Origin of the sequence: Streptomyces sp. NPDC021019, assembly GCF_044333295.1 — a bacterium.
In the GTDB taxonomy this organism is placed as follows: domain Bacteria; phylum Actinomycetota; class Actinomycetes; order Streptomycetales; family Streptomycetaceae; genus Streptomyces.
In genome coordinates this window covers 711,438-736,641 of sequence record NZ_JBIRQR010000002.1, presented here as the reverse complement: position 1 = coordinate 736,641, position 25,204 = coordinate 711,438, and the positions used below count along the sequence as shown (strand labels likewise).

The 25,204-nt window shown below is 69.7% G+C and carries 22 protein-coding genes and 2 pseudogenes; 15 read left to right on the top strand and 9 right to left on the bottom strand.

All coding sequences use genetic code 11. The features are described from left to right. Positions 1–22: 22 nt before the first annotated feature. On the bottom strand, positions 23–688 hold the full coding sequence (locus ACH4RG_RS14270; RefSeq protein WP_398539571.1) for an ABC transporter ATP-binding protein: 666 nt from the start codon (positions 686–688) through the stop codon (positions 23–25). Positions 689–721: 33 nt separating this feature from the next. After that, positions 722–2,200, bottom strand: coding sequence for an ABC transporter permease (locus ACH4RG_RS14265; RefSeq protein WP_398539570.1), 1,479 nt, complete (start codon positions 2,198–2,200; stop codon positions 722–724). 498 nt (positions 2,201–2,698) lie between these two features. Between ACH4RG_RS14265 and ACH4RG_RS14260 the strand changes: the two genes are divergently transcribed. The 7 genes from ACH4RG_RS14260 (at position 2,699) to ACH4RG_RS14230 (ending at position 7,827) form a co-directional block, all read left to right on the top strand. Beyond that, a complete protein-coding gene (locus ACH4RG_RS14260) occupies positions 2,699–3,682 on the top strand; it encodes an efflux RND transporter periplasmic adaptor subunit (protein WP_398539569.1) in 984 nt (327 codons plus the stop codon). Then, positions 3,679–4,365: an ABC transporter ATP-binding protein gene (locus tag ACH4RG_RS14255; protein ID WP_398539568.1), complete on the top strand. Its 687-nt coding sequence runs from the start codon at positions 3,679–3,681 to the stop codon at positions 4,363–4,365. Before ACH4RG_RS14260 ends, ACH4RG_RS14255 begins: the two co-directional genes overlap by 4 nt. Beyond that, entirely contained in the window at positions 4,362–5,612 is a 1,251-nt protein-coding gene (locus tag ACH4RG_RS14250) for an ABC transporter permease (RefSeq protein ID WP_398539567.1), read from the top strand. The genes ACH4RG_RS14255 and ACH4RG_RS14250 overlap by 4 nt, the downstream gene beginning before the upstream one ends. A 10-nt stretch (positions 5,613–5,622) precedes the next feature. After that, entirely contained in the window at positions 5,623–6,084 is a 462-nt protein-coding gene (locus ACH4RG_RS14245) for a hypothetical protein (RefSeq protein WP_398539566.1), read from the top strand. Next, positions 6,081–6,470 carry a hypothetical protein gene (locus ACH4RG_RS14240; RefSeq protein ID WP_398539565.1) on the top strand — a complete coding sequence of 130 codons (390 nt, stop codon included), beginning with the start codon at positions 6,081–6,083 and terminating at the stop codon, positions 6,468–6,470. The genes ACH4RG_RS14245 and ACH4RG_RS14240 overlap by 4 nt, the downstream gene beginning before the upstream one ends. 53 nt (positions 6,471–6,523) lie before the next feature. Further along, positions 6,524–7,345 carry an efflux RND transporter periplasmic adaptor subunit gene (locus ACH4RG_RS14235; protein WP_398539564.1) on the top strand — a complete coding sequence of 274 codons (822 nt, stop codon included), beginning with the start codon at positions 6,524–6,526 and terminating at the stop codon, positions 7,343–7,345. A gap of 65 nt (positions 7,346–7,410) precedes the next feature. Next, entirely contained in the window at positions 7,411–7,827 is a 417-nt protein-coding gene (locus ACH4RG_RS14230) for a hypothetical protein (RefSeq protein ID WP_398539563.1), read from the top strand. A gap of 82 nt (positions 7,828–7,909) precedes the next feature. Here ACH4RG_RS14230 and ACH4RG_RS14225 read toward each other — a convergent pair whose 3' ends face one another. From ACH4RG_RS14225 to ACH4RG_RS14205, 5 genes are all read right to left on the bottom strand, one after another. Beyond that, positions 7,910–8,734, bottom strand: coding sequence for a serine hydrolase (locus tag ACH4RG_RS14225; protein WP_398539562.1), 825 nt, complete (start codon positions 8,732–8,734; stop codon positions 7,910–7,912). A gap of 198 nt (positions 8,735–8,932) precedes the next feature. Continuing rightward, the gene (locus ACH4RG_RS14220) at positions 8,933–9,292 is read right to left on the bottom strand and encodes a hypothetical protein (RefSeq protein ID WP_398539561.1); all 360 of its coding nucleotides are present in this window, start codon (positions 9,290–9,292) and stop codon (positions 8,933–8,935) included. 1,266 nt (positions 9,293–10,558) lie between these two features. Next, positions 10,559–10,867 (bottom strand): hypothetical protein, encoded by a 309-nt coding sequence (locus tag ACH4RG_RS14215; protein ID WP_398539560.1) that lies wholly within the window; start codon positions 10,865–10,867, stop codon positions 10,559–10,561. Positions 10,868–11,070: 203 nt separating this feature from the next. Then, positions 11,071–12,510 (bottom strand): hypothetical protein, encoded by a 1,440-nt coding sequence (locus ACH4RG_RS14210; protein ID WP_398539559.1) that lies wholly within the window; start codon positions 12,508–12,510, stop codon positions 11,071–11,073. Between the two features lie 48 nt (positions 12,511–12,558). Continuing rightward, positions 12,559–12,990, bottom strand: a complete 432-nt coding sequence (locus ACH4RG_RS14205) for a hypothetical protein (protein ID WP_398539558.1) — start codon at positions 12,988–12,990, stop codon at positions 12,559–12,561. Positions 12,991–13,215: 225 nt separating this feature from the next. On the opposite strand from ACH4RG_RS14205, the pseudogene ACH4RG_RS14200 reads away from it, so the two are divergent. Together ACH4RG_RS14200 and ACH4RG_RS14195 are read left to right on the top strand one after the other, a co-directional pair. Beyond that, positions 13,216–13,395 (top strand): annotated as a pseudogene (locus tag ACH4RG_RS14200) (catalase-related domain-containing protein); the annotation flags it as partial. A gap of 192 nt (positions 13,396–13,587) precedes the next feature. Beyond that, complete coding sequence (locus ACH4RG_RS14195) at positions 13,588–14,025, top strand: hypothetical protein (RefSeq protein ID WP_398539557.1); 438 nt, start codon at positions 13,588–13,590, stop codon at positions 14,023–14,025. A 1,236-nt stretch (positions 14,026–15,261) separates the two neighbouring features. Here the strand turns inward: ACH4RG_RS14195 and ACH4RG_RS14190 are convergent. After that, a complete protein-coding gene (locus ACH4RG_RS14190) occupies positions 15,262–16,011 on the bottom strand; it encodes an SDR family NAD(P)-dependent oxidoreductase (protein ID WP_398160756.1) in 750 nt (249 codons plus the stop codon). 132 nt (positions 16,012–16,143) lie between these two features. Here ACH4RG_RS14190 and ACH4RG_RS14185 point away from each other — a divergent pair, with 132 nt between their 5' ends. Next, positions 16,144–16,581, top strand: coding sequence for an Rrf2 family transcriptional regulator (locus ACH4RG_RS14185; protein ID WP_397916700.1), 438 nt, complete (start codon positions 16,144–16,146; stop codon positions 16,579–16,581). Between the two features lie 15 nt (positions 16,582–16,596). After that, a pseudogene (locus ACH4RG_RS14180) lies at positions 16,597–16,958 on the top strand (IS630 family transposase); the annotation flags it as partial. A 401-nt stretch (positions 16,959–17,359) separates the two neighbouring features. On the opposite strand, the gene ACH4RG_RS14175 reads toward ACH4RG_RS14180, so the two are convergent. Continuing rightward, positions 17,360–20,173, bottom strand: coding sequence for an ATP-binding protein (locus tag ACH4RG_RS14175; RefSeq protein ID WP_398539556.1), 2,814 nt, complete (start codon positions 20,171–20,173; stop codon positions 17,360–17,362). A 291-nt stretch (positions 20,174–20,464) separates the two neighbouring features. On the opposite strand from ACH4RG_RS14175, the gene ACH4RG_RS14170 reads away from it, so the two are divergent. From ACH4RG_RS14170 to ACH4RG_RS14155, 4 genes are all read left to right on the top strand, one after another. Continuing rightward, entirely contained in the window at positions 20,465–21,412 is a 948-nt protein-coding gene (locus tag ACH4RG_RS14170; protein WP_398539555.1) for an MBL fold metallo-hydrolase, read from the top strand. 32 nt (positions 21,413–21,444) lie between these two features. Beyond that, positions 21,445–21,963 carry an SRPBCC family protein gene (locus ACH4RG_RS14165; RefSeq protein WP_398539554.1) on the top strand — a complete coding sequence of 173 codons (519 nt, stop codon included), beginning with the start codon at positions 21,445–21,447 and terminating at the stop codon, positions 21,961–21,963. Positions 21,964–22,151: 188 nt separating this feature from the next. Further along, entirely contained in the window at positions 22,152–23,663 is a 1,512-nt protein-coding gene (locus ACH4RG_RS14160) for a carboxylesterase/lipase family protein (RefSeq protein ID WP_398539553.1), read from the top strand. Between the two features lie 739 nt (positions 23,664–24,402). After that, a complete protein-coding gene (locus tag ACH4RG_RS14155) occupies positions 24,403–25,203 on the top strand; it encodes an alpha/beta fold hydrolase (protein ID WP_397916695.1) in 801 nt (266 codons plus the stop codon). The last annotated feature ends 1 nt before the right edge of the window (position 25,204 follow it).

The window sequence follows — 25,204 nt, the reverse complement described above, 5'->3', positions numbered from 1 at the left end:
GCGGGGGCATAGCGGGGTTGTGTCAGGCCGCCAGCTTGCCCTTGCGGAGGGTTACCGCTCGGGGGGCGTTGTTGGCCAGGTGGGAGTCGTGCGTGACCATGATGAAGGTGAGGCCGTCCTCCTTGCAGCGGGTCTGCAGGACGTCCATGATCTCGTCGCGGGTGGACTCGTCGAGGTTGCCTGTCGGCTCGTCCGCGAGCAGCACCTGCGGCTTCTTGACCAGGGCCCGGGCGATGGCCACCCGCTGCTGCTGGCCGCCGGACAGTTCGCTCGGCACGTGGCCCAGCCGCTCTCCCAGCCCCACCGAGGTGAGGGCCTCGGCCGCCAGTTCGCGCCGCTCCTTCGCCTTGACGCCCAGCGGCACGAGGGCCGTTTCGACGTTCTCCTGGGCGGTGAGGGTGGGGATGAGGTTGAAGCTCTGGAAGACGAAGCCGATCTTCTCGCTGCGCAGGCGGGTCAGACGGGCCTCGGGCAGCTTCGCCAGGTCGACACCGTCGAGCAGCACACTGCCGGAGGTCGGCCGGTCCAGGCCGCCGAGCATCTGCAGGAGGGTCGACTTGCCGCCGCCGGTGGGGCCCTTGATGACCAGGTAGTCGCCTGCGGTGATGGTGAGGTCCACTCCGGCGAGCGCGTTGACGACGCCCTTGCCGCGGGTGTAGCGCCGGGTGACGCCGGTGAGTTCGTACATGGTGGTTGCTCCTGCGGAGGGGTGGAAGACGGGTCAGGCGACGCGGGAGAGGGCGTCGGCGGGGCGGAGCCGGGAGGCGCGCCACCCGCCGAAGGCCCCGGCGACGAGGCCGCCCGCGACGGCGAGGCCGATGGCCAGGATGATCGCGGAGAGGCTGACCGGTGCGGAGAGCACCACGTCCAGCGTCCGTGCTGCGGTCTCCTGTGCGGTGCCACCGGGGCCACCGCCCATACCGCCTCCGGGACCGCCCATGCCGCCACCGCCCCCCGGGCCGCGCATGCCGCCGCCGGAAGAGCCCAGCTCAGCGGAGAGCGAGGGTCCGAAGGCGGTGACCGCCCACGCACCGGCCAGGCCCAGCCCGATACCCATGACGCCACCGACCAGGCCCGTTACCACGGCCTCGCCGACGACCTGCCCGGTGACCCGGCGCGAGCGCCAGCCCAGAGCCTTGAGGGTGCCGAACTCCCGCACGCGCCGGGCGACGGCGGACGAGGTGAGCAGGCCGGCGACCAGGAACGCCGCGGCCAGGACCACCACGGACAGCCAGCGGCCGACCGTCTCGGCGAGACCGGACGCGGTGGACAGGGACCCCGAGACGGTGTCCGCCAGGTCCTCGGACGTGGTCACGGTGGCGTCCGGAACCGTCTTGAGCACTGCGGACTCCACCGCACCGAGCTGCTGCGTGTCGTTGGCCTGCACGTAGACGGTGGTGATCTTGCCCTTGGCGTCAGCCAGGGTCTGCGCCTGAGCGAGCGGCAGGTAGACGTTCGCGGCGGCCTCCCCGCTGGTCGCGGTGGCCACGCCGACGACCTCGAACTTCGTGTCGCTCACCGTGACCGTGTCACCGGTGGTGAGCTTCTTCTCCTGAGCGTAGGCGCTGTCCACCACAGCCACCTTCGCCGACGTCTCCGACGTCTCGAAGCCGCGCCCGTCGGTGACCTCCGAGGAGGACAGCGGGCCCATCTCCGGATGCGCGACGTCGGTGCCGTACACGGTGAAACTGTCGATGGAGAAGTCGGCGCCGCCGCCCGTCACCTCACCCTCCGAGCCGCCGCCCCGTCCAGCGCCCGGCCGCTGCTGGAACTGGCCGCGGCTGAACTCGCCATCGACCTTCACCACATTGAGACTGAGCCCGCCCACGGCGGCTGCAACACCGTCCGCCTTCGCCACGGACGAGACCGTGGTGGCGTCCAGAGTCTGCAAGCCCTGCACCATGACCCGGTCACTGCTCTGCCGCTCACCGCCTTCCCCCTCCTCGTCGCCACCGGCGTCGAAGCGGAACCGCGGCCGCTCGCCACCGTTCTCCGACGGCGGCTCCGGGGCCTTGGTGACGGTCATGTCGGTACCGAGCCCGTAGAGGGATTCCAGGACTTGCTCCTGGGCTTTCCCCATGCCGGTGGAGACGGCGTTGACCACGATGACAAGAGCAATACCGAGAGCCAGCCCGGAAGCGACGACCAGCGCCGACTTTCTCCGGCGGCGTAGCTCACGGCGCAGATAGGTGAAGAACATGGGCCGCACGCTAAGCGTGCCGGCTGGCAGCACCGTGAGCGTTGTGTGAGAGAACGCCGAGAGTCTGAACGGGACGGATGATGCTCCAGGCCGGCAAGGCGGCGGGGAGGAGTGCTGAGGCATCCGGCGGGCCGGCGTGGAACGTCGAATCACCCGGCTCAAGCAGCGAAATGTCGAGCCGAACCCGCCTTTGGAGGAGCATCACAGGGAGCTCGATGCCGTTCGACCTGACGATCACTGTGCGACTTGCGGCACACCCATTGGGGCAGCAAGCAAGGACACCCAGCGTGGATTCTCAGGACATTCACAGCTAATCGCTATGTGCGGTTACAGGAGGGCAGGCCAGTCTTACGGCCCATGAGATCTGTGAAAAGAGGCCGGGCTGTCCTGGTCAATGGCACGCTGGCCGTGCTGTTGGCCGGGGGCATCGGCTTCGCGTATGTGTCGCTCGGCGACGGCTAGGCCACTGCCTCGGCCACCACCCGGACCACGCAGGTGATGCGTGGCGACCTGACCGCTTCGGTGTCCGCCTCCGGGGCGGTGGAGAGCGCGACGAAACGCTCGTTGGTCTTCAGCGGCTCCGGCACGGTCACAAAGATTCATGTCGCGGTCGGTGCCACGGTGAAGAAGGGACAGAAGCTGGCGGAGCTTGACCGGACCGAGGCTCAGGAAGAGCTCGACGCCGCGGAGGCGCAGTTTGTCGTGGCGGCCGACGGCGACACCAGCACCGCGGAGGGCAACGCGAGTTACGTGCAGGCCAAGAACGCGGTGAGCGCGGCACAGCGGGCGCTTGACGGGACGGTGCTGTACGCGCCGATCGGCGGGACGGTCACGGCCGTCAACGGCAGCGTCGGGGAATCGGCCTCCGGATCCTCGGGGTCTTCTGCGCCCTCGGCTTCGGCTGACTCCTCGTCGGGTGGCTTCATCGAGCTCGCCGACCCTGGCGCGGTCCAGGTCACGGGCAAGTTCACCGAGACCGACGCCGCCAGTCTCAAGGTCGGGCAGGCCGCCACGGTCACCTTCGCCGCCTTGTCGGGCGTCACGGCGCAAGGCGAGGTCGCTGCGATCGACAGCGTGCCGACGACCGAGAGCAACGTCGTGAGCTTCGGGGTGACGATCTCTTTGAGGGATAAGCCCGAGCAGGTGCGGATCGGGCAGACCGCCAGTGCGACGGTGACCGTCTCCGAGGTGAAGGACGCACTGTATGTGCCGAGCGCGGCGGTTGCGAGCGCCGGCGGGCAGAGCACGGTGACCGTGGCCGAGGACGGCAAGCCGGTCGTGAAGAGGGTGACCGTGGGGATCGCCGGCAGTTCGGGCACCGAGATCAAATCCGGTCTGCAGCAGGGTGAGCAGGTTCAGATCACGGTCGCCACCGGCACGGGCGGAAGCGATGCGCAGCCGTCCCGTGGCGGACTCGGCGGCGGGCTCGGTGGCGGAGGCGGCGGTGGCGGACGTGGGCCGGGCGGCGGTGGGGGCCGATGAGTACCCCGGTCATCGAGGTCCGTGGCCTCACAAAGGTCTACGGGCAGGGTGAGACCGAGGTCCGCGCCCTGCGGGGTACCAGCCTGACGGTGCAGCAGGGCGACTACGTGGCCATCATGGGCCAGTCCGGCTCCGGGAAGTCCACGCTGATGAACATTCTGGGCTGCCTGGATGTACCGACGGACGGCAACTACTTCTTGGACGGTACGGACGTCAGCGGGCTCAGCGAGACGCAGCTGTCGATCCTGCGGAACAGGAAGATCGGCTTCATCTTCCAGAGCTTCAACCTGATACCGCGGATGACGGCACTGGCCAACGTCGAGCTCCCGCTGGCCTACGGCGGCGTCAAAGCGGCCGAGCGGCGACGGCGGGCGCTCGCGGCACTGGAGATGGTCGGGCTGGCCGACCGGACCAATCACGAGCCGAACGAGCTGTCCGGCGGACAGCAGCAGCGTGTCGCCGTCGCGCGGGCCCTGGCCACCGCTCCTGCCCTGCTGCTGGCCGACGAGCCGACCGGCAACCTCGACAGCAAGTCCACCCTCGACGTCCTCGACATCCTCGACCAGCTCTCGGCATCCGGCCGGACGATCGTCCTGATCACCCACGAGGACGAGGTCGCCAAGCGCACCAAGCGCGTCATTCGCCTGGTCGACGGCGACATCGTGGAGGACCGCAGACAGTGAACCCCTTCGAGATCCTCCGGTTCGCCCTGCGCGGCCTGGGCGCCAACAAGCTCCGCAGCGGGCTCACCACCCTGGGCATCCTCATCGGTGTCGGCGCCGTCATCCTCCTGGTCGCGGTCGGCAACGGCTCGTCCCAGCAGATCCAGGACAGCATCGCCCGGCTCGGCGCCGGCGCCCTGACCGTCTCCACCTCGACCACCGGACAGGCGGGCGGAGCACGCCAGGCCGCCTCGGGCGGGCAGCAGCAGACGGCCACGGGCCCCCGCACACAGGCCAAGAAACTTACGGTGGACGACGCCAAGGCCCTGGTCGACCCGGTGAACACGCCGTCCGTCGAGAGCGCCTCACCCGTGGTCAACGCCAGTGCCCAGACCACCACCTACCTGACCACCAGCCACAGCATCGGCCAGTTCGTCGGCAGCGACCCGGCCTACTTCAAGGCGAGCAACAAGAAGGTGCAGAGCGGCTCGCTCTTCACCGCCGCGCAGGTCGCCTCCGGCGCGAAGGTCGCCGTCATCGGACAGACCGTCGCCGAGCAGCTCTTCGGCCCGGTCGACCCGATCGGCATGAAGATGAACGTCAACGGCGCCTTCTTCACCGTGACCGGAGTGCTGGCCGAGTCGGGCTCCTCCTCGGGCGGGTTCCAGGACGCCGAAGACATCGCCATCGCCCCCTACACCGCCGTCCAGGGCACGCTGACCAGTTACGGCGCGCTCAGTCAGATCGTCGTGCAGGCCAAGACCGCGGGCGCGGTCGACGCGGCGCAGGCCGAGGTCACCACCGTGCTCAACCAGCGGCACGGCAGCACCGACTTCCAGGTCTTCAACCAGGCCAGCCTGCAGTCGGCGGTCGCGGAATCCAGCGAGACGTTCACGGTCCTGCTCGGCGCGGTCGCGGCGATCAGCCTGCTGGTCGGAGGCATCGGCGTCACCAACATCATGCTGGTCACCGTCACGGAACGGACCCGTGAGATCGGCATCCGCAAGGCCATCGGCGCCCCGCGCGGCGCGATCCTGGGCCAGTTCATCGCCGAGGCCACGATCCTCTCCCTGATCGGCGGCGTCCTGGGCGTCGCCGCAGGGGTGATCGGCGGACAGTTCGAAATCGTCGGCGTCCAGCCGGTGATCGCCCCCTGGTCGATCGGCCTCGCGCTCGGCGTCTCGGTCGCCATCGGCCTCTTCTTCGGCAGTTACCCGGCCAACCGTGCCGCGGGCCTGCGCCCCATCGAGGCGCTGCGCCATGAGTGAGGACAGAGCAGTGAATCAAGACACCGACCTGTTGGCAGGCTCCCCGTTCGCAGGAGACCTCGACACCGACCTCAAAGCCGCACCCGCACGCCGGCGACTGCCCAAGACGGCGCTGTTCCTGGCCGCGGGTGTCGTGGCCGTCGGCGGATTCATCGGCGGCATGTACGTGGAGAAAGGTGCCGGCGACACCGCCGGTACTCGCCCCTCCGGAGGCCAGAGGCCCGGCGGCGATCCGGCGGCCGGTGGCGGCCCGGCGGCCGGTGGCCGGCAGGGGCAGATGCCGGGCATGACCGGCGGGGGCGGCGGCCAGGGACGCCAGGGGATGTCCTCCGGAACGATCAGCAAGATCAAGGACGGGGTGGTGGAGGTCACGACCCCGGACGGCAAGACCGTCGAGATCAAAACCGGAGACTCCGTCGTGCTCCGGCCCCAGCCCCAGTCGCCTTCCCCGACCCAAGGAGCATCGCAGTGAGCGCGGTCAAGCAGATGCTGGGCGCAGCTGCGATAGCGGGGATGCTCCTGGCCACGGTGGCCTGCGGCAGTGACGAGGCCGACCCGAAGCCCGCGGCCGACCCGATGCAGGCGTTCCAGGAGTGCCTCCAGCAGCACGGCGTGACCACCCCCGACCGGGGCGGCCAACGCCCCGGGGGTAGACCAAGCGGACGGCCCGAGGGCATGCCCAGCGGCCGCCCCGAAGGTGCGCCCGGCGGCCGCCCCGGGGGCGCGCCGTCCGGACGGCCCTCCGGCATGCCGAGCATGTCGGAGAAACAGCAGGAGGCCCTGCAGGCATGCGCCTCCCTGCGGCCCCAGCGGGGCGGCGGCGGTCCCGGAACCAACGGCGAACAGAACGGAGACTGACCATGGCGACAGGCAGAAGACGCCGAACGGCGCCGCCGGGAAGCGGACGCCGGATGGCCGCCGTGTACGGGGTGCTCGGGGCCGTGCTGATGGGCAGCGCGGCGATTCCGGCCCACGCGGACGGAGCAGCTTCCTCCCCGCCGGCCAAGGATCCGTCCACGGCCGTCCCGGACGCGGAAACCGGCACGGGCCCCTCGGCGTCGGGAACGATCGAGAGCCTCACCTCCCGGGCGCTGTCGTTCACGACCGAGGGAACGATCACAACGGTCAAGGTCAAAGCCGGCCAGAAGGTCGCCAAGGGAGACGTCCTGGCCCAGGTTGACTCCACCGAGGCCATCGAGAGCAAGGAGGCGGCCTACGCGTCCTACCTCGCCGCATCCGAGACCCTGGAAGAGGCCGAAAGCGGCACCGAGAGATACAACAAGGCGTACGCGTCCTTCATCCAGGCCCGCAACGCCTACCGCAAGGCCCAGCGCACGGTGGACGGGACGAAGATCATCGCCCCGTTCGCCGGGACGGTGACCGCTGTCGATGCCGAGACCGGCCAGACAGTGGCCCGTGGAGTGGCGGTCCTCACCCTCACCGACCTGTCCGCGCTGCAAGTCAGTGCCGACTTCTCCGAGGCGGACGTCGTCAAGCTGAGGAGCGGCCAGAAGGCCACAGTGTCCTTCGGTACTTCGAACACCTCCGTCACGGGCACCGTCTCCTCCGTATCGCCCGTTCCCGTCGCGTCGGACAGTTCGGGCAGCGGTACGGGCGGCGGGATGCAGCAGTCCTCGACGCAGGTCGTGCGCTACACCGTCCTGGTGTCCCTCGACAGCGTCCCGGCGACGCTGCGGGCGGGTCAGGCGGTGACGGTGGAGGTTCAAGCCTGATTTTCTCACCGAACTCACAGCTCCTGACCAACTGATTCACAAGGAGTTCGGCGATAGTCGCGCCCATGCCCGAGCAGACCGATCCTCACGACATCCTCAGGACCTCACCGTTCGAGGGCAGCCTCGAGGAGGCGCTTGCCGCCCATCCACCTCGGCAGAAGCTGCCCCTGCTCACCACGTTCCTGGCCGTCGGCGTCCTCGGCGTCGGCGGCCTCGTCGCCGGCATCCACGCCGACCGCATCTGGGGAGAGAAGGACACCGCAGGCGGCCCCGGAGCGTCTGCCGGACGCTCCGGGCAGGGGCAGCCCCCCGGGCAGCAAGCCTCGGGCGGTATCCGGCAGAACCCCGGCCTCCTTCAGGGCACCGTCACCAAGGTGTCCGACGAAACCGTCACCGTGAAGACGTCCGACGGGAAGACCGTCACGCTGAAGACCGGGGACGAGCTGCGGACGGTGCCGTCACGGCCCCGCCAGGGCCCGTGAGCCTGCCGGCCGGCCCCTGACGACGCCTCAGACCCGGGTTCCCATCCGTAAGAAGGGGCGGGTTCTGCCCCGCCCCGCCGGGTCATCCGCCAGTGCCCGTGCTGTCGGCGAACGGGCGGCTCGCCGCCACCGCCAAGTCCTCGACCAAGGCCATACCCGTCTCTTGCGAGGGCTGGCCGTCGCACAGTATGGCCAGCAGGAGGGTGTGCCCGGCGACCTCCACCCGGCCGATGCTGTTGGTCACCCACAGCCCCGTCCCGCTGCGCGCGAGCCAGCCGTTCTTCAGCTGCGCGGACCCCGGGTCGTCCGCAGCCGCGGATGCGCCCCAGTCCTGGTCGGCCGCGATAGAGCCCATGAGGCCTTGCAGATAGGACCGGGCGTCCGCGGACAGAGCCGAGTCCTCGCCGAACACCGCCTGGAGCAGACGCAGCTGATCGTCCGGCGTGGTCTGTGTGAGTCCCCAGTACGGCCCGTCGCCGGGCACGGTCTCGGTCAGGCCCAGCCGCGTATTCGCCGCCGCCAGCCCCTCCGCCCCGCCGATGGCGTCCCACAGGGCATCCGCCGCCGTGTTGTCGCTGTTCTCGATCATGACCGTCGCCTGCCGACGTTCCTGTGCGGTCAGCGCCCTCCCCTCGTCGGCCACCTGCAGCAGCAGGACGGCCAGGATGTCGACTTTGACGATGCTGGCGGTATCAAACTCATGATCGTCCGCTTCAGCGGTGCCCACCGACGCCCCTGCGCCGCTTGACAAGTCCAGCACCGCCAGGGCCGCGTTCCCCTCGGCCCCCTCCACAGCCTCCCGGACCGCAGTTTCGACGTCCGCCGCAAGCCCAGCCCGCCGGTCGGCCTGGACGTCGGCTCCCTGGGAGGACACCGTCGCCGACGGACTCGGCTGCTCAGTCACCACGGCAGCGGTCCTCACCGGCTTCCCACCCGCCCGGGGCCCTGACTCCGCGTGGACAAAACCGATCGCAACGGTCAGCACGGCACCGCGCTTATCACGAGGTAGCGGGGTCTCCGGGACGGGGAAGAGTGCCTGTGGCATGCCATGAGGCGACGCTAGGAATGCGGCATGAGAATCGCGTTTGCGTCAGCCCTGAGTTAGCTATGAAGGCGCTCGGTCCACCACGCTCCAACGCCAGGTGGCGTGCGTATGCCCGATGAGGTGGCGCGAGGCGACACCGCCCAACAGCTGCCGGCCCTCTCGTCCCTGCTGTTGACTATCTAGATCAGTGAGCGGTTGATCCGGTTGCTGTGCTGTCAGGGCAGTTTGTTGCGTGTGCGCGTGCAGCCACATCTCATGCGCCGCGCTGCTGCCGCGCTGCGCCTCGGCCTCGATCCTCTCCAGAATGGTCTGCACCTGCTCCGAGTTCACACCGCGGTGCGCGAGCTCGATATATGCGTAAATCACGTCAAAAGACGCGCGTATCTCATGGGCGGTGTCCCGCAAGGCCTTCGAGCTCATCCGCACATCATCTGTGTCATATCTGGGAGACACCTGTGAGACGCCTTGGACCCGGCTAGCCCTTGCAACGGCTAGCAAACCGGTGCGGGCATGGCCACCGAGGCCCGGCCGGCTCGCAGAGACACTGCGAGCCGGTGGGCCCCGTTCTTCCCAGCTCCCCGCGCGATGCATGCCTCTGGTCTTTTGGAGATCCCGCTCGTCAGGCCTGAGAGGTCTCCAGTCGATACGGACTGCGGGTGACAGTGTTGGGAAAGCTGTCGGGCTGAGTCGGCGGTGTACGCGGCCCGTGGTCGGCGACCGGAGCCAGACCGTTGATGTGCTCAGCTGACGCCTTTCCCACTGCTCGCCCAGCGAGCCCCGTCGCCGTGCGGTACGTACCGCACGGCACCGTGGTCGAAGGGGATCGAGGAGGACGGAGCGGGACGCAGCAGGATGTGAATGTCCACCTCTGTGGCGTTTCCGCAGGTGAGACGCGTCTCCCTTTTGGGTTCGAGTCCCACCCGCCCCACCGAGCGTCCCCAGGCAGAATCGTTCTGACCTGGGGAAACGTGGATTTCGCGGCTTTTTTCCGTGCGGTACTGGCCGCGCATCGTGCGGTACTGACCCGCTGCCGCACTGTTGCAGTGCACTTCAGGTACGTCTGACCTGGTCCTTTACGGTAGGTGCATGAGGGGCGTCGTGGCGCGGTCCCACGGCTGCTGGTCAGTTTGAGTCCGCTCATCGCGGCGCGTTCTCCGGCAGTCGCTGGAGTCCGAATAGTGCTGGATGCTTGTGGTCAGCGTGTGGCTGAGGGCGTCAGGCACTGGGATGAGTTGGGACGGACCGGACCGGCGGTCGCTTCGTCCGGCAAGGCGGCGGGGTGCTGGCGGGCCCAACGTCCCGGGCGCGTAGTCCGGCGCCGTGGAGTGCGCCGCACCTTCATCGAGGTGGATGCGCTGGCGCGGGGTCCTCCGGGCGCGGGTTTCAGGCAGTGACGCGTGGTGTCCCCGCCTCAGGGTTGCCGTCGTCGCCTACCCGCCGGACGGTGACGGGGCCTTGCCCGACGGGCAACAGACGCTGTCCTCATGCCGGTGCCGGTGCTCGTGGGCGGTGACCGGCCCACGAGCACCGTCGATGCGCTCGAAGCCGCTGGCGTGACCGCGTACTGCTGGGAAGTGGCAGTGCCCAGCAGCAGGGATGCTCGTCCTCGTGGCGAAGACAGGAAGGCTCACGCGAGCCGGCCGCCAGGCCCCGGGCTCCGAGGCGGCCCAGGCCTCTCCCGATCGGTCAGAACGCCTGCAAGTACACCCGGGTTGTGCCGGCATCCAGTTCGAGGACGTGGATCTCGATCCACTGGACCTCGGTCCGGCGGCTGTCTCCCGCGCAGGGCGGGCAGACTCCGGCCCAACGGACGCCCTTCTTGCTCTGAGGCTCGGCGAGGCCGAGATGTCCGAAGAGCTCCGTGGGGGACGGGGGGTTCTCGTTCCTGGCACGCAGGGGCTTGTCGGGACGCAGGTCCTCCGCCACTCGTACCGCGGTCTTCTCGTCGGTGACGAAGGAGAGCAGGTAGATGTCCTCCTGAGGGTTGATCTGCACGGCGCCCTTCACCTCCGTCGCACTCTTGGGCACCTCCAGCTGCATGAACGCCGATGCCTCCGGCGCGCCCAGGGCCTTTCCCCAGCGTGAGGTGCGCCCGTCCGCCCTCCGGTGATCATCCCCGCCGGCACTAGAACAGGAGGTGAGCAGCAGGGCGGCCCCGAGGGCCGCGAGCAGCCTTGGCCGCAGGGCAGATCGGTCGTTCACCGGTTCTCCTCGTCGCCGCGCGAGACGTCCCCGCGGGACCCTGCGCGCCCAGGGCCCGCCGGTGTCACCCCGGGGGCTGAGCCACTGTCCAGATCCTGGGTGTAGGTGCTGCTGCTACCGCACATGTCGAATTCCTGGGCGAAACCCACCTTGTGCAGTCGCCCCATATCGTCGTCGGGAATGGTGACACCACCGGGGAACGTCGTCGCTTTTCCGGAGTCCCAGTTGTACCGGTCCCACACGTTGACCTGGTAGTCGAGCGAGACCTGTGGCTTGCCGCCGTCGCCCGGACGGACGGTGACCATGCCCGACACGTTCTGCTGGTGCGACCCGACCGCGTGGAACCATTCGTCCTCACCGAAGGTCCGCCCGATCGCCTGGCTCTCCACGGGAACGACGACCGTCCTGTCGCCGCCGGCCTTCTCGAACTCATCAAGGGCCTTCTGACGCCATGCTTCCTGGTTCTCGGCGATGTGAAGCGTGCCCACGTCGGTCCGGAATCCGGAATCGTCGTGCAGGATGCGGTTGACATCGAGGTCGAGCGGCTCGCCGGTGCCACTGAGATAGTGCTGCATGTTGCGGGATGCCGCGACCTCTCCTGTGACATCGCCGCCCGTGGCGATGGCTTGAGCTTGCGTCAGGACCCAGAGGTCGTGAGCGGTGGGAGCCTCCGTGTCGAATGGTCCCGAGCCCGCGTCAGCCGGCCTCCACTCGTACAGCGGGGCCATGATCCCTGCTTCTCGAAGGTCGTCGCCGCGCTCCCGCAGCAGGATGCCGCGCGTCACCGGATCGAGATCACGCCACCACTCCGCCACGGCGGCCCTCCCCTTCGGCATGTTGGCGGCCTTGCCAGCCTCCTCCAGGGAGGGATAAGGGCTCCTTGCAGGGCTTCTGTTGAAGCCGTTCATGGTCCCGTCCATGATGTCGGAGTCGACCACGGCGGCCGCGAGGGCGAGCCTGATGCCGTCGTCGGCGTCAGTGACCGCCTGGACCGCCCGGTGGAGGAGATCGGCCCACCGGGTCACCTGAGCGCGCACGCTTTCCTGGTAGGCGGGGTCATGCACGTACGCAGTGCGTGCACTCTGGCTGAGCTGTTCTGTATCGAACGAAACGACGCCCTGGTCGGAGATACGCATGCCGTCCTTGATGGCGTCACTGCACACGGTCTTCACCCTGCCACGGAGGGCGGCCAGCTGGGTGTGTGAATCCCGCAGGATGGACGCAATCGCCTTGGCCTCCTTCTGAGCCCCTTGCAGCTCCTTGAGCGTCACGCTGAACCTGTAGTTCGCGGCATCGGCGCTCTGGCCGACCCACGACTGTCCGAGCGAGATGCGATAGACATCGCGTTCGTACTGCTTCTCGATCGACTTGAACTTGCCCGCCATCTCTACCCACTTGTCGGCGGCGTCGGCGAGTTTGGACAGGTCGCTGCTCATCACTTCGTGATAGGTCGGCACGCATCCCCCGGGCGGTCGGTCGGCTGGTCAGTACTTGTCGATCGGCGACGGCGGAGCCACTTGCGAGCCGATGCCGATGTCGTCGTTCGCGAGGTCGATGCCCGTTTTGCTCAGGGCGTGCTTCTCCCAAGCCATTCGACCTAGCAGCGCCTTGACCTGTTGTTCCCACGTCCTGTGCGCTTTCCTCAACGCACCCGAAGTGTCCCAGCCGTGCCCGTCCCTGGCACCGAACTCCTTGACCACCGCTGTCACGCTCTCCGTGGCGTGCTTGCCATCCCTCTCGACGCTGGGTTCCAGATCCTCGTTGATGGCCTTCGCCGCCGCCTGCTTCTTTTGCGGGCTTGAGGCGAGATCCGGGGCGCTGCCGCCTCCCCCCGGGTCGAGCTTGTTCAGTCGCATGGAGTCCGTGCGCTGGGCGGCCACATCGTTCTTGATCTGCTTCCACTCGTCCCAGGCCATGGCCCCCCCATCAGCGTGATCGTTACCGATGAACATACGGAATGCTGTGGCTCAGGCGACAGTTGGTGCCTGGCCAAAAGCTCGCTGCCGAGTGTCTGACGTGTGGCTGTCCTGCACGGCTCGATCGGGAGGGCCGCGCAGGCGGCTCATGGCCAATGGTTGCCGCACTGGGGGTGAGGTCACCTCGAGATACGGCGGGTGGTGACACAGGACACTTCCTGAACCCTGCACTCCGCGGGCGACGACTTCACGCAGGCCGGCAACATGGTCCGCAAGGTCCTCTACGACGACACCCGCAAAGTCCTGGTTAGCAACGTGACCCGCCACCTCCTTAACGGCGTCTCCCGCCCGGTCCTGGATCGCGCGGTCCGACACTGGCGGAACAGCAACCGCTCTACCGGAGACAAGGTCGCCCAGGTACCAACGTCACCTGACGCCCGCGAACACACCGCCCAACAACCCACCCCAGGCCCCATGCCGGCGGATGGGGGCGGAAGGCTAACCGATACGTCTGCGGCTCCCGGTGCCCGGTCGATACGGAGTGTGACTGCACCTGGCAAGGGGAGGGGGCAACGGAGTCTGCGGCATGCGCTGCGGGTGAGCCGCGCGTTTGCCTGCCTCGCGGTAGATGCCCTGGGTGAATCGTCTCCCAAGTCGAACATTCTCTTCTTCACCAAGTCCGTTCCTCGACCAACCGGCGAGCCTGCCACGCGCGAGCTATGGGTGTATGACGCCAGGACCGACAACCACCACACGGACACCGGCAGGCCCCTCACGGAGGACGGCTTCGCGGACTTCCTCGCCGCCTACCGGCCCGGCGAGAGCGACCATCGAGGGCGCATCCCGTCCCCGCGCTTCCGCCAGTACCCGGTGGATGAACTTCTGGAGAGGCCGAATGTCAGCCTGGACCTGAAAGCCAATCTCGCCGCGACCCTTGACGATTTCGGTTCCCCTGGAGAGATCGCTTTGTCCATCGCCGACCACCTGGACGAGGCGGGCAAGCGCTTCCGCGCGGTGGCGGAGAGCCTCGCGTAGGAGCAGTCGAGGTTTCGGCGGGGAACCAGCCGCGCCACTGGGCCATTCTTTTACGTAGGGTGGCGACCGCGCTCTATGGAGTGGTCGGGGGATAGCGTGCCCAAGCCTTTCGGGAGAGTGCCACCAGGACGTCGTGCGGGTCACGAGGGGCCGCGGCGGACGGCGACGACGTGCAAGGCCCGGGACGACCATCCACGAGAGCGCGGAACTATATGGGGCCTGATATCCCCCTCCCGAGCGCGACACTTCGGCCGACTCCGCTCGTAGCAGAGCGTGACTGTGCCGAACAGGGGGAGAGGCGGTATCGGAGTCGGCAGCATGCACCACGGGTGAGCCGTGCGGTTGGCTGTCTCGCAGCGGGTGTGCCGGGTCGGCCGTCTCCTGCTGTAGGCACCAGGGGTACCCCGTAGCCGTGCGGTACGTACCGCACGGCACCGTGGTTGACGGGGATCGAGGAGGACGGAGCGGGACGCAGCAGGATGCGAATGTTCGCCTCTGTGGCGTTTCCGCAGGTGAGACGCGTCTCCCTTTTAGGTTCGAGTCCCACCCGCCCCACTCAGCGTCCCCAGGCAGAATCGTTCTGACCTGGGGAAACGCGTTTTCCTCTTTCCCCAGCGCGAGGCGCGCCCGTCCGTCGTCCGGTGATCACCCCCGTCGGCATGGGAGCAGGAGGTGAGCAGCAGCGCGGCCCCGAGGACCGCGAGCAGCCGTGGCCAGGGCAGATCGGTCGTTCACCGGTTCTCCTCGTCGCCGCGCGAGACGTCCCCGCGGGATCCTTCCCGCCCGGGGTCCGCCGGTGCCACCCCGGGGGGCTGAGCCACTGTTCAGATCCTGGGTGTAGGTGCTGCTGCTACCGCGCATGTCGAATTCCTGGGCGAAGCCCACCTTGGGCAGTCGCCCCATGTCGTCGTCGGGAATGGTGACACCACCGGGGAACGTCGTCGCTTTTCCGGAGTCCCAGTTGGACCGGTCCCACACGTTGACTGGTGTGACCCGTACTCGGGGGGCTCGCCCTGGGCGTGGGCGGCAGTCCGCAGAGAAGACCGCTCGTCAGGAGCCGCCTTTTTCAGCGCTCGTAACGCGAGCACGATCCGGTCTCCTTGAGGCGTGTGGAGCAGATGAGGCTCAAGCCAACGAGAAGAAGACGTCGTGGAGTCGTACGCCTTGTCGCGGGTCGTCGGCGGTGCGCGCCCCGAAGGCGCGATCTCCTTCGGGGCGCGCGGCAGGGGTTCCAGTTCAGGCGTTGTAGCCGCCGTGGGCGTCCAGTACCGCGCCCGTGACGTACGACGCTGCGGGGCTTGCCAGGAAGGCGATCGCCGCGGCGATTTCGTCGGGATGCCCCATGCGTTGCAGGGACAGCGAGCTGACCAGGACCTTGAGGGTCTCGGGGTCCGGCGGTTGCATGCCGCCCTCCATCAGTCCGGCCTCCACGACGTTGGCCGTAATGTTCCGGGGCCCGAGGTCGCGTGCGACGCCCATGGTGTACCTCTCGATCCCGGACTTGGTCGCCGAGTAGTCGGCAACGCCGGGGGCTCCGACCCTGGAGCCCAGTCCGGAACTCACCGTGATGACGCGGCCGCCCGTGCGCAGCACTCGGGAGGCGGCCCGGATGACAGCGATCACGCCGAGGTAGTTGGTGGCGTGCATCCGGTCCAGTGCGGCGGTGTCGGCGTCCGGGTCGTCCACCGCGCCGGCGACGGAGATCGCCGCGTTGTTGACGAGGATGTCCAGGCCGCCGAAGTGCGCGACCACGTCGTCGATCAGCGTCGGCGCCCGGCTCGTGTCCGCCTGGTCGGACTGGAAGGCGACGGCCTTGGCTCCCTTGCCGTGCACCTCGTCGACGACGGCCTGCGCCTGATTCTCGGAGCTGACGTAGGTGAAGGCGACGTCGGCGCCCTGATCGGCCAGCAGCCGTACGGTCGCGGCTCCCAGTCCGCGCGACCCCCCGGTGACCAGGGCGACCTTGCCCATGAGTGGCTTGCTCATTCTTCTCACCTCGTTGATAGACCCTTCCCAGTAGTCGTAACGCTAACTGTTACGACAAGCTGTTGCAACCTTCACTGTTACGACGGTGAACGCCGTCGTAACATGAGTCGTTGCGGCTGAGAGGATGAGTCCATGAGCGCCAACAGCAGGCTGACCATTGCCGCCCACGCGCTGGCCTGGATCGGCCTCTACCAGCGCCAGGGCCATGAGGTCGCCACCTCCGAGCAGATCGCGACCAGCGCCAACACCAACCCCGTGGTGATCAGACGGCTGCTCGGCGAGCTGCGCAGGGCCGGGCTCGTGGAGTCCCGGCGGGGTGTGGGCGCGGGTTGGTCACTGGCACGCGAGCTGGAGTCGATGACCCTGCTCGACGTGTACGAGGCCGTGGAACCCGGCCCGCTGTTCGCGATGCACCGCACCACCCCGGACCAGGGATGCGTGGTGGGTCACGGCATCCAGCCGGTGATGCAGGGCATCTACGAGGGCGTCGAGGAGACCCTGAGACATGAGCTGGCCCGCGTCACGCTCGCGAACGTACTCCGGGACGTACTCGCGGCCCCTCGCCAGTAGGACTTGGTCAAGTAGGCCCACGTGGAGCACCTCTGCGCGATCGCCGACGGCCAAGTCGTACCCGAGGCCGGTGAGCGCGAAGTCGTCATCTGCATGGATGAGTGCGGGCCTCTCACCCTGATGCCCCACCCCGGGCGGCAGTGGGCCGAACCCGGCGGCGAGCACAGGGGCCCGACCGGGAGCCCCGCATGCGCCGGGCGACCTGCAACCGCTACGGCGGAGTACGGCACCTGTTCGCCGCACCGGACCTGAGCCGGGACCGCCTCTACGGGCACGTCAAGCCGGTCAGGAAGCGCCCCCAGTTCCTGGACGGCCGCTACCTGCGCAGCCTCTACCCGTCCCAGGTCCGTACCGCGATCGTCTGCGACAACCTCTCCCGGAGGCATAGAGGAACGCGAGGACCTCGGGCTCGATCTCGCTGGGGAGGCCCTCGTCGGTGGCGAGGCCGTCCTCGACACGTGGGCCACATCGCGGGCTCATGTCGTTCCACCGGAAGCGGCGTCTTCGTGCTTGAGGTGCTGAGCTCCGCGTCCCCCTGGCGTACCGTCAGGCAATCGCCTCCACTGCCGCGCACGCTGCCGACGCGCTGCACACGGCGTCGGCCGTCTCGGCCGGCAGGCGTTCGGCCAACCTCAGCAGGTCGCGGAACGGCTCGGCCACGGAGGTGATGATGACGTTCCGCTCCGACGGTCCGAGCAACGCGATCGCCCGTGACCCCGAGGCCGGAGTCCAGGTCGATGCCAGCGATCCAGGAGCCCCTCACCGGCGCGCGGACGTCTCAGCCCGTACCTCCGTCGGCGGCCATGGCGTCGACCACGTGCCTCAGTTGGGAGCGCACGGTGATGCCCAGCTTGGGAAACGCCCGATAGAGGTGCGAACTGACGGTACGCGGGGACAGATACAGCTTCTCGGCCACCTCACGGTTGGTCAGGCCGAGCGCCGCCAGCCGCACGATCTGCTGCTGCTGCGGGGTGAGGTCGGCGAAGGCGTCCGGTTCCGTGGTGCCGCTCCGGGCTCCGGCGGCCCTGAGTTCGGACTGGGCCCGCGCCACCCAGGGCTGCGCGGCGAGCCGCTGGAAGACGGCCTCGGCCTCGGCCAGCGGCGGACGGGCATCGGCGATACGACGGCGGCGGCGCAGCCACTCTCCGTACGCCAGCAGCGCCTGGGCACGTTCGAAGGGCCGGCGGGCGAGCGCCGGGGTCCCCAGCGCCGCCGTGAAGTGGTGCTCGGCCTCGCCTGCGGGGGCGAGTGCCGCCCGGCTCAGCCGGACCAGCGCGGTCCTGCGCGGCGCGAGCGCGCCCGCGTCGGCCAGGGACCTCTCGACTCCGTCCACGATCCCGGTGGCCTCCTCGTGATGGCCGCCCCGGGCCGCGGCGACCGCCAGCTCGGGCAGCGCCGGGTAGGCGAGGTGGTAGTGCGCGGGGTTGCCCCGGCCGTCGAAGAGCACACGGTAATGCTGGTACGCGGTCTCGTGATCGCCTTCCGCGGTGGCGGCGGCGCCCAGTGCGCGGTGGGCAAGAGCGAGGACGGAACGGCTCTCCTGCGGGTCGACGAGCGAGAGGGCGTACCGCGCCTGGGTGCGGGCCCCGACGACGTCGCCGCGCAGCGCGCGCAACAGCGCCTCGGTCGCAGCGGCGCAGGCCGCGGCATGGTCGAGGCCGACCGAGGACGCGACGGCCGCGAGTTCGGCGCAAGCCGTCTGCGCGCGGGCCCAGCGGCCCTGTTCCAGGTAGGCGAAGGCGGCGACCCCACCGAGGCCGTCCGGCAGCGGCCCCTGCGAGGTCCACGAGGCGAGGGCCGCGTCGAAGGTCTGCGCGGCCAGTTCCGTCTCGTCCAGCAGCCAGGCCGCGACGGCGAGCAGGGTCAGCGTCTCCGGTTCCTCCCGCGCCGCCGCGACCAGGGCCGGCAATCGCAAGGCGAGGCCCGCATCGGCGGCGTCCGGATGCGCGACGATCCCGGTCCAGGCCGCGAGGAGCGCCTTCCGCTCGCCGAGGCGGTGGCCGGGGTGCGGCTGAACCAGGGGCAGGAGGCGTTCGATCTCGTGCAGTTGGTCCGCGTCACTGGAGTAGAAGCGGACCACGGAGGCGGCGGCCAGGGCCTCCGACGCCGCCCCGGGATCGGTGCCGATCAGGGCGGCGGCCGGACGCATCAGCTGTCCGAAGGCGGCGCTGTGCGAGCTGGTCAGCGCCATGAGCCGGCCGACCTGGACGGCGGCGAGGGCCGCGGCCGTCGGATCGTCGGTGCCGGCGCGGGTGCGTGCGGCCAGCCGTTCGACGGAGTCGAGCCGGCCGGTCAGGACCGCCGTGCTGGTCGCGGCGGCCAGCAACCGGGTGCTCTCGCGCCGGTCGGGGTGCAGGTCCGCGGCCCGTTCCAACATGTGCGCGGCGGCCGCGTAGCCACTCCGGTGACGTGCCCGGTCGGCGCTGCCCTCCAGTTCGGCCGAGACCACCGCGCTCAGCCCTGAGGTGGCGGCGGCGAGGTGCCAGGCGTGCCGGTCCGGGTCCTGGTCGCCGAACAGCCCGGCCAGCTCCAGGTGCGCTGCCCGCCGCTCCTCGGCGGGGGCCGCGTGGTAGATCGCGAGGCGGGAGAGCGGGTGGCCGCAGCGCAGCCGTCCCCCGCCGCGCCGGACGAGTCCGGCCTCCTCGGCCCGCGCCCACACCGGGTCGCCGATGTCGGGAAGCCAGGACAGCACGGTGTGCGACGGGTCCTCGGTGTCCGCGGTGGCCAGGCGCACCACCGCGCGGCGCGTCTCGGTGGGCAATGCGGCCAAGCGGTCGGCGTAGATCCGCTCCAGTCGGTCGGTGACCGGAAGCGGGCCGTCGGTCCTACGGGTCGCGTCGTCGCTGTCGCCGACGGCCCGCGCCAGTTCCACCAGAGCAAGGGGGTTGCCCTCCGCCTGGTCGAGAACGCGCGCCCGGGTGAGCCCGGTCGGCACCCGCGGCTGACGGTCCAGCAGCCGTTCCGCCGCGCCGCGGTCGAGGGGCCCCAGGGTGAGGGTCGGCTCCTGCGCGGCGAGCCCGCGCGGCGCGCTGTCCCGGGTGACGACCAGCAGTGTCACCGGTTCGTCGGCCAGGCGCCGGGCGACGAAGGAGAGGGCGTCCAGCGAGGCGCGGTCGGTCCACTGGGCGTCGTCCACGGCCACCAGCAGCGGGCGCTTGGTGGCGAGGTCCGACAGCACGGTCAGGGCCGCTGTCCCGATGAGCATCGGGTCCGGCGCCTCGCTCCGCTCCGCCGCTCCGAAAGCGGCGTGCAGTGCTCCACGCTGCCTGGGGGGCAGGGCGTCGATCCGTCCGCGGACCGGCCACAGCAGCTGGTGCAGCCCCGAGAACGCCAGGTCGGTCTCGGACGTGCTGCTGTCGGCCCTGAGTACCCGGCCGCCGTCCGCGGCGAAGCGTGCCACGACCGCCTCCACCAGGGTGGTCTTGCCCGCTCCGGGCTCTCCCGCCAGGGTCAGCACGGTGTCCTTCGGCCTCGTCACGCCGTCGGCCGTGCGCGGCGCGGTCACCGCTGCGAGGAGCCGGTCCAGCTCTGCCTGCCGGATCACGGCGGTGCCACCGCGGCCGGCGGCGGTTGTCGCCGTGTACTCGTCCACCGGTTCTCCAGACTTGGCGGGATCTTCCGGGGCCGGGTGCCTCCGGTCACCGCATCCCACGCATCGACGCTACCAGGGCGTTCTCGGGACATTCCGGACAGCCGCCCGGGTGCGGTCACATGACGGGGGTCCTCACCCTGCTGCTCACGTTCCGCACCCGCACCCCATGCTGACCGCCCGTCCGCACCGCGGACGGCCTCGGCCCCGGACAAGTGCAGTCAAGTGTCCGATACCCCCGCGGCACTCCCCGCGCACAACCTGGAAAACGTCCGAAACCCTCGAAGGAGAACCATGTCCCCCCTTACCCCCACCGCATCCGAGACCGGGACGCCGACGGTCAGCACCATCGAGCTCGGTGACGTTCGGATCCACCGCGTCATGGAGTACTCCGACACCACTCCGATGACGACGGATGTCTTCTTCCCCAACAGCAAGCCCGAGGAGTGGCAGCGCCACACCGCGCTGCTGGCGCCGCACCACTGGGAGCCGGACACCGACCTCACCCGTGCCGCCACCCAGTCCTGGGTGCTGCGCAGCGAGGGCAAGATCATCCTGATCGACACCGGTGCGGGCAACGGCAAGTACCGCCCCCTGCAACCGATCTGGTCCTACCTGAACACCGACTACCTGGCGAACCTCGCCGCTGTCGGGGTACGGCCCGAAGACGTCGACGTCGTCATCAACACCCACCTGCACGACGACCACGTCGGGTGGAACACACGCCTCGAAGGCCGCGACTGGGTCCCCACCTTCCCCAACGCGACCTACCTCATGCCGCAGCGTGACGTCGAGTACTGGAGGCCCGAGAACCTCCACAACACGGTGTTCGGGCGGGGCAACCAGAACGTCTACGAGGACAGCATCGACCCGGTCATCGAGGCCGGCCTGGTGAAGACCTGGGACGAGTCGTACACCATCGACTCCAACCTCCGCCTGGAACTGGCCCCCGGCCACACCCCCGGCGCCTCGATCATCCACCTGGAGTCCGCGGGCGACCGCGCGATCTTCGCCGGCGACCTGCTGCACGGCGCGATCCAGGTGCACGAGCCGCACATCAACAGCTGCTTCGAAGAGGACGAGGACGGCGCCCGCGCCAGCCGTGCGCGCATGTTCGCGCATGCCGCCGACACCAACGCCCTCGTGCTCCCGGCCCACCTCCCCGGCCACGGTGCCTTCGAACTGCGCCGCCACGGCGCCGGCTTCGAGCTGACCGACTGGGCGCCGTTCTCCCGCACCTGATCCGACCGCCCATCCCGCAAGGAGTTGCCCGCATGTCCACCACGTTGCCCGAGAACCCCGAGAACACGACCCAGACCCTCGACGTGTCCGGCTACGGCATCACCCGGCGAGCCTGGGTCGCGACCGACCCGGAGCGGGCCTACGACCTGCTGAGCGCCGTTTCGAACATCTCTCTGTGGAGTCCCAACGCGCTCCGCGCCCAGTACGAGGAGGACGCCGGAGCATGGGCGGGAGCCTGGTTCCGGGGACGTAACCAGCGCGGGGGCAACGAGTGGGACAGCCGTTCGCAGGTGCGGACGGCCGAGCGCGGGGCCGAGTTCACGTACACCGTCCTCGGTTCGGTGCCCGTGCCCATCGTCCGCTGGCGCTGGACCTTCACCCCCGACAGGTCGGGGGCCCTGCTCGCCCAGACATGGCAACTGCTCGCGGCGGACCCCGTCCTGGGCTCCACCTACGCGGACCTCGACGCCCTGCGGGACGCCACCGCCAAGGGCATGGAGGACACCCTCGTGGCGCTGGCCGGCTGGATCGCTGACAACCCGGCGGTCTGAACCGCACCGCCGCGCACCCGGCGGTCCGAGGCTGCCCGGTCGGCATGTGCCGCTCCCTCGGGCGGGGCACGCCGGCCGACCCGGCGGGCCCCGCCGGAAGAAACCCTCGCCTCCCCGGACCGGCGCCCCGCCACCCCGCCACCCCGCCACATCGACTGACCGACTGACCGACTGACAAGGAAAGCTCGTTGACCGACCGCGACCTCGTCGTCCGGACCGCGCAGGGCGCGGTCCGCGGCAACCGGACCGACGACCACGCCGTATTCCTCGGTGTTCCCTACGCCGCGCCTCCCGTCGGCGCGAGCCGTTTCGCGTCCCCGCGACCGCACGATCCGTGGGAGGGAGTCATGGAGGCCACGGAATCGGGGCCGACTGCGCCGCAGGGACCGCGCCGCCTCGGCACCCTGGATATGGCGGCCTACTTCGGGCCCGGATGGGTCCGGGGCTCGGGCTACCTCACCGTCAACATCTGGACGCCCCGGGCCACGCGGCCCGGTGCGCCGGTCATGGTGTTCGTGCACGGCGGCGGCTTCGTCGCCGGTTCGAACCGGTCGTCGCTCTACGACGGCAGCCGCTTCGCCCGGGACGGCGTCGTGCTGGTCACCGTGAACTATCGGCTCGGCATCCCCGGCTTCCTCGACCTGCCCGGAGCCCCCCGCAACCGGGGTCTGCTCGACGTGCTCGAAGCCCTGCGCTGGGTTCGGGAGAACATCGCGGCCTTCGGCGGGGACCCCGGGAACGTCACGCTGTTCGGTCAGTCGGCCGGTGCCACCATCACCGGTGCGATCCTGGCCGATCCCGTGGCGGAGGGACTCATGACGCGCGCGATCGTCCAGAGCGGCAGCGGACGCGGAGCCTTCACTCCCGAGCAGGCGGCGCGGGTGACGGCCGTAGCGGCCGAGGCGCTGGGCGTGCCACCGCACGCCCAGGCGTTCGCGCAGGTCGCCGACGAACGTCTCGTCGAGGTCCTGTCCGCACTGTCGGGGATCGATCTGCGCACGGCGACCGACAGCGATCCACTCATCGGGCTCGGCCCGTTCAGCGTCGTGCTGGACCGGCAGCCCGCCGACGCCGTCGCCGAAGGGCGGGGCGCGAACGTGGACCTGATGATCGGCACGAACGCCGAGGAGGGCAACCTCTACCTGGCCCCGTTCGGTACGCTCGCCACGTCGACGACAGCGGATGCGGAGGCCACGGCCGCCCTGTTCCGACCCGACCCCGCGCGGTACGTCGAGTCCCTTCGCCGTGGCCGTCCCGGAGCCACGGCGGGCGAGGTGCGCTCCGCCCTCATGGCCGAGGCCCTGTTCGCCGCCGGCAGCCGCGACCTCGCCGACGCGCATGCCGCACAACCGGGCTCCGGCACCTTCCGCTACGAGTTCGCCTGGCGTTCTCCCGCTCTGGGCGGTCAACTGGGCGCGGCGCACGCCGTCGAGGTGCCGTTCGTCTTCGATGTGACCGACCAGTCCGGTCTGCTCGGCCCCGACGCCCTGCTCGGTGCCGGGACGCCGTCGGCCGGACTCGCCGCCCGCACGCACGCGGCCTGGATCGCCTTCGCCGCGACCGGAGACCCTGGCTGGACCGCGTACGAGAGCGGGCACGGACGGCTCATGCGCATCGCCGAGGACTGGGAGGTCGTCCGGGAGCGGTGGCCCGAGCAGGGCGCCGAGAGTAGCCCCGAGGGGCGAACCGTCACGGCCTGACGGACAGCACCGACATCATGGCCTCGCTCGCCTCATCCCATGACGGACGACCCCGACCGGCGCCGCAGTAAGAAAGTAAGAAATTCGGTGACCCGCTCCGGGTTGAGCAGGCACGGCTCGGGGGTGTGGTGAGGATGCCGGTGACCGTGGCTGCCGACCGCCGGAAGTGGGGGTGAGCCGAAACGCCTTGCTCGGGCGACCTTGGTGGTCGTTGTGAGGAGCGGGGCCCGGTTCTTACCTTCCGAGTGACCCCGGATAGGGGGCTGCCAGTGGAGGCTCGACCTCGGGACGGTGGCGACCTGCGGGACCGCTTGGCTTCATGTGCGGGTGTCAACCCGGCCCGGAGCGCGGTGGAGGACTGCTCCTCGCCGAGGCCCACGAACGCGACCGCATACGCGCTGCCATGCAGCGCATCCTGACCGGCAGCCCCGAACACTCCAACGGCGCGCTCGCCACCGACCGACTCCCGAGTTCCACGCAGTGCCCTCAAAGAGCGGCACCCCGGCCTCGGCAACGAGTTCGAAACAAGGACGAGGAGCTCGCCCGGCTGCGCGGCCGAGAACACGGCGCCACGGCTACGGCTGCCGGTCCCGAGCGTCGTTCCTCTTGGGACCGCACGAGCCTCCGGGCACATGGGCGCGGGGTCGACGCCGAACCAGTGTTCTGGGGCTTGCCGCAGGAGGCATTGGGTGCCAGGGCCCTGCCTGAGGGTGGGGTGGAGGGTGGGAAACTGGTGGGTATGGATATCCGACGCAGGAACAACGTCACCGTCACCGGCCATCCGGACGGGCCCGTGGTCGTGCTTGCGCACGGGTTCGGCTGTGACCAGAACATGTGGCGCCTGGTGGTTCCCACGCTGGCCGAGAGCTACCGGGTGGTGCTCTTCGACTACGTGGGCTCGGGCCGGGCGGACCCGTCGGCCTGGGACGAGCGGCGTTACAGCTCTCTGGAGGGCTACGCTCGGGACGTGCTGGAGGTGGTCGAGGAGCTGGACCTGCGGGACGTGACGTTTGTGGGGCACTCGGTCAGCGCGATGGTCGGCGTGCTCGCGGCCGAGAAGGTGCCGCAGAGGATCTCCCGGCTGGTGATGGTTGCTCCCTCTCCCTGCTACATCGACGACGAGGGCTACCGCGGCGGGTTCAGCGCCGAGGACATCGACGAGCTGCTGGAGTCGCTGGAGTCGAACTATCTGGGCTGGTCGGCGGCGATGGCCCCGGCCATCATGGGCAACGCGGACCGTCCCGAACTCGGCCAGGAGCTGACGACCTCGTTCTGCGCGACCGACCCGGGCATGGCCCGCGTCTTCGCCCGCACGACGTTTCTCTCCGACAGCCGCCAGGACCTGAAGACGGTCGCGGTGCCGACGCTGATCCTGGAGTGCAGAGAGGACGTGATCGCTCCCCGCGAGGTCGGCGCCTACGTCCGCGACACGATTTCCGGCAGCCGACTGGTGACCTTGGAGGCGACGGGGCACTGCCCGCAGCTGAGCGCTCCGCAGGCCACCGCGGAGGCGATCACCGACTTCCTCCGGGCGGCGTGAT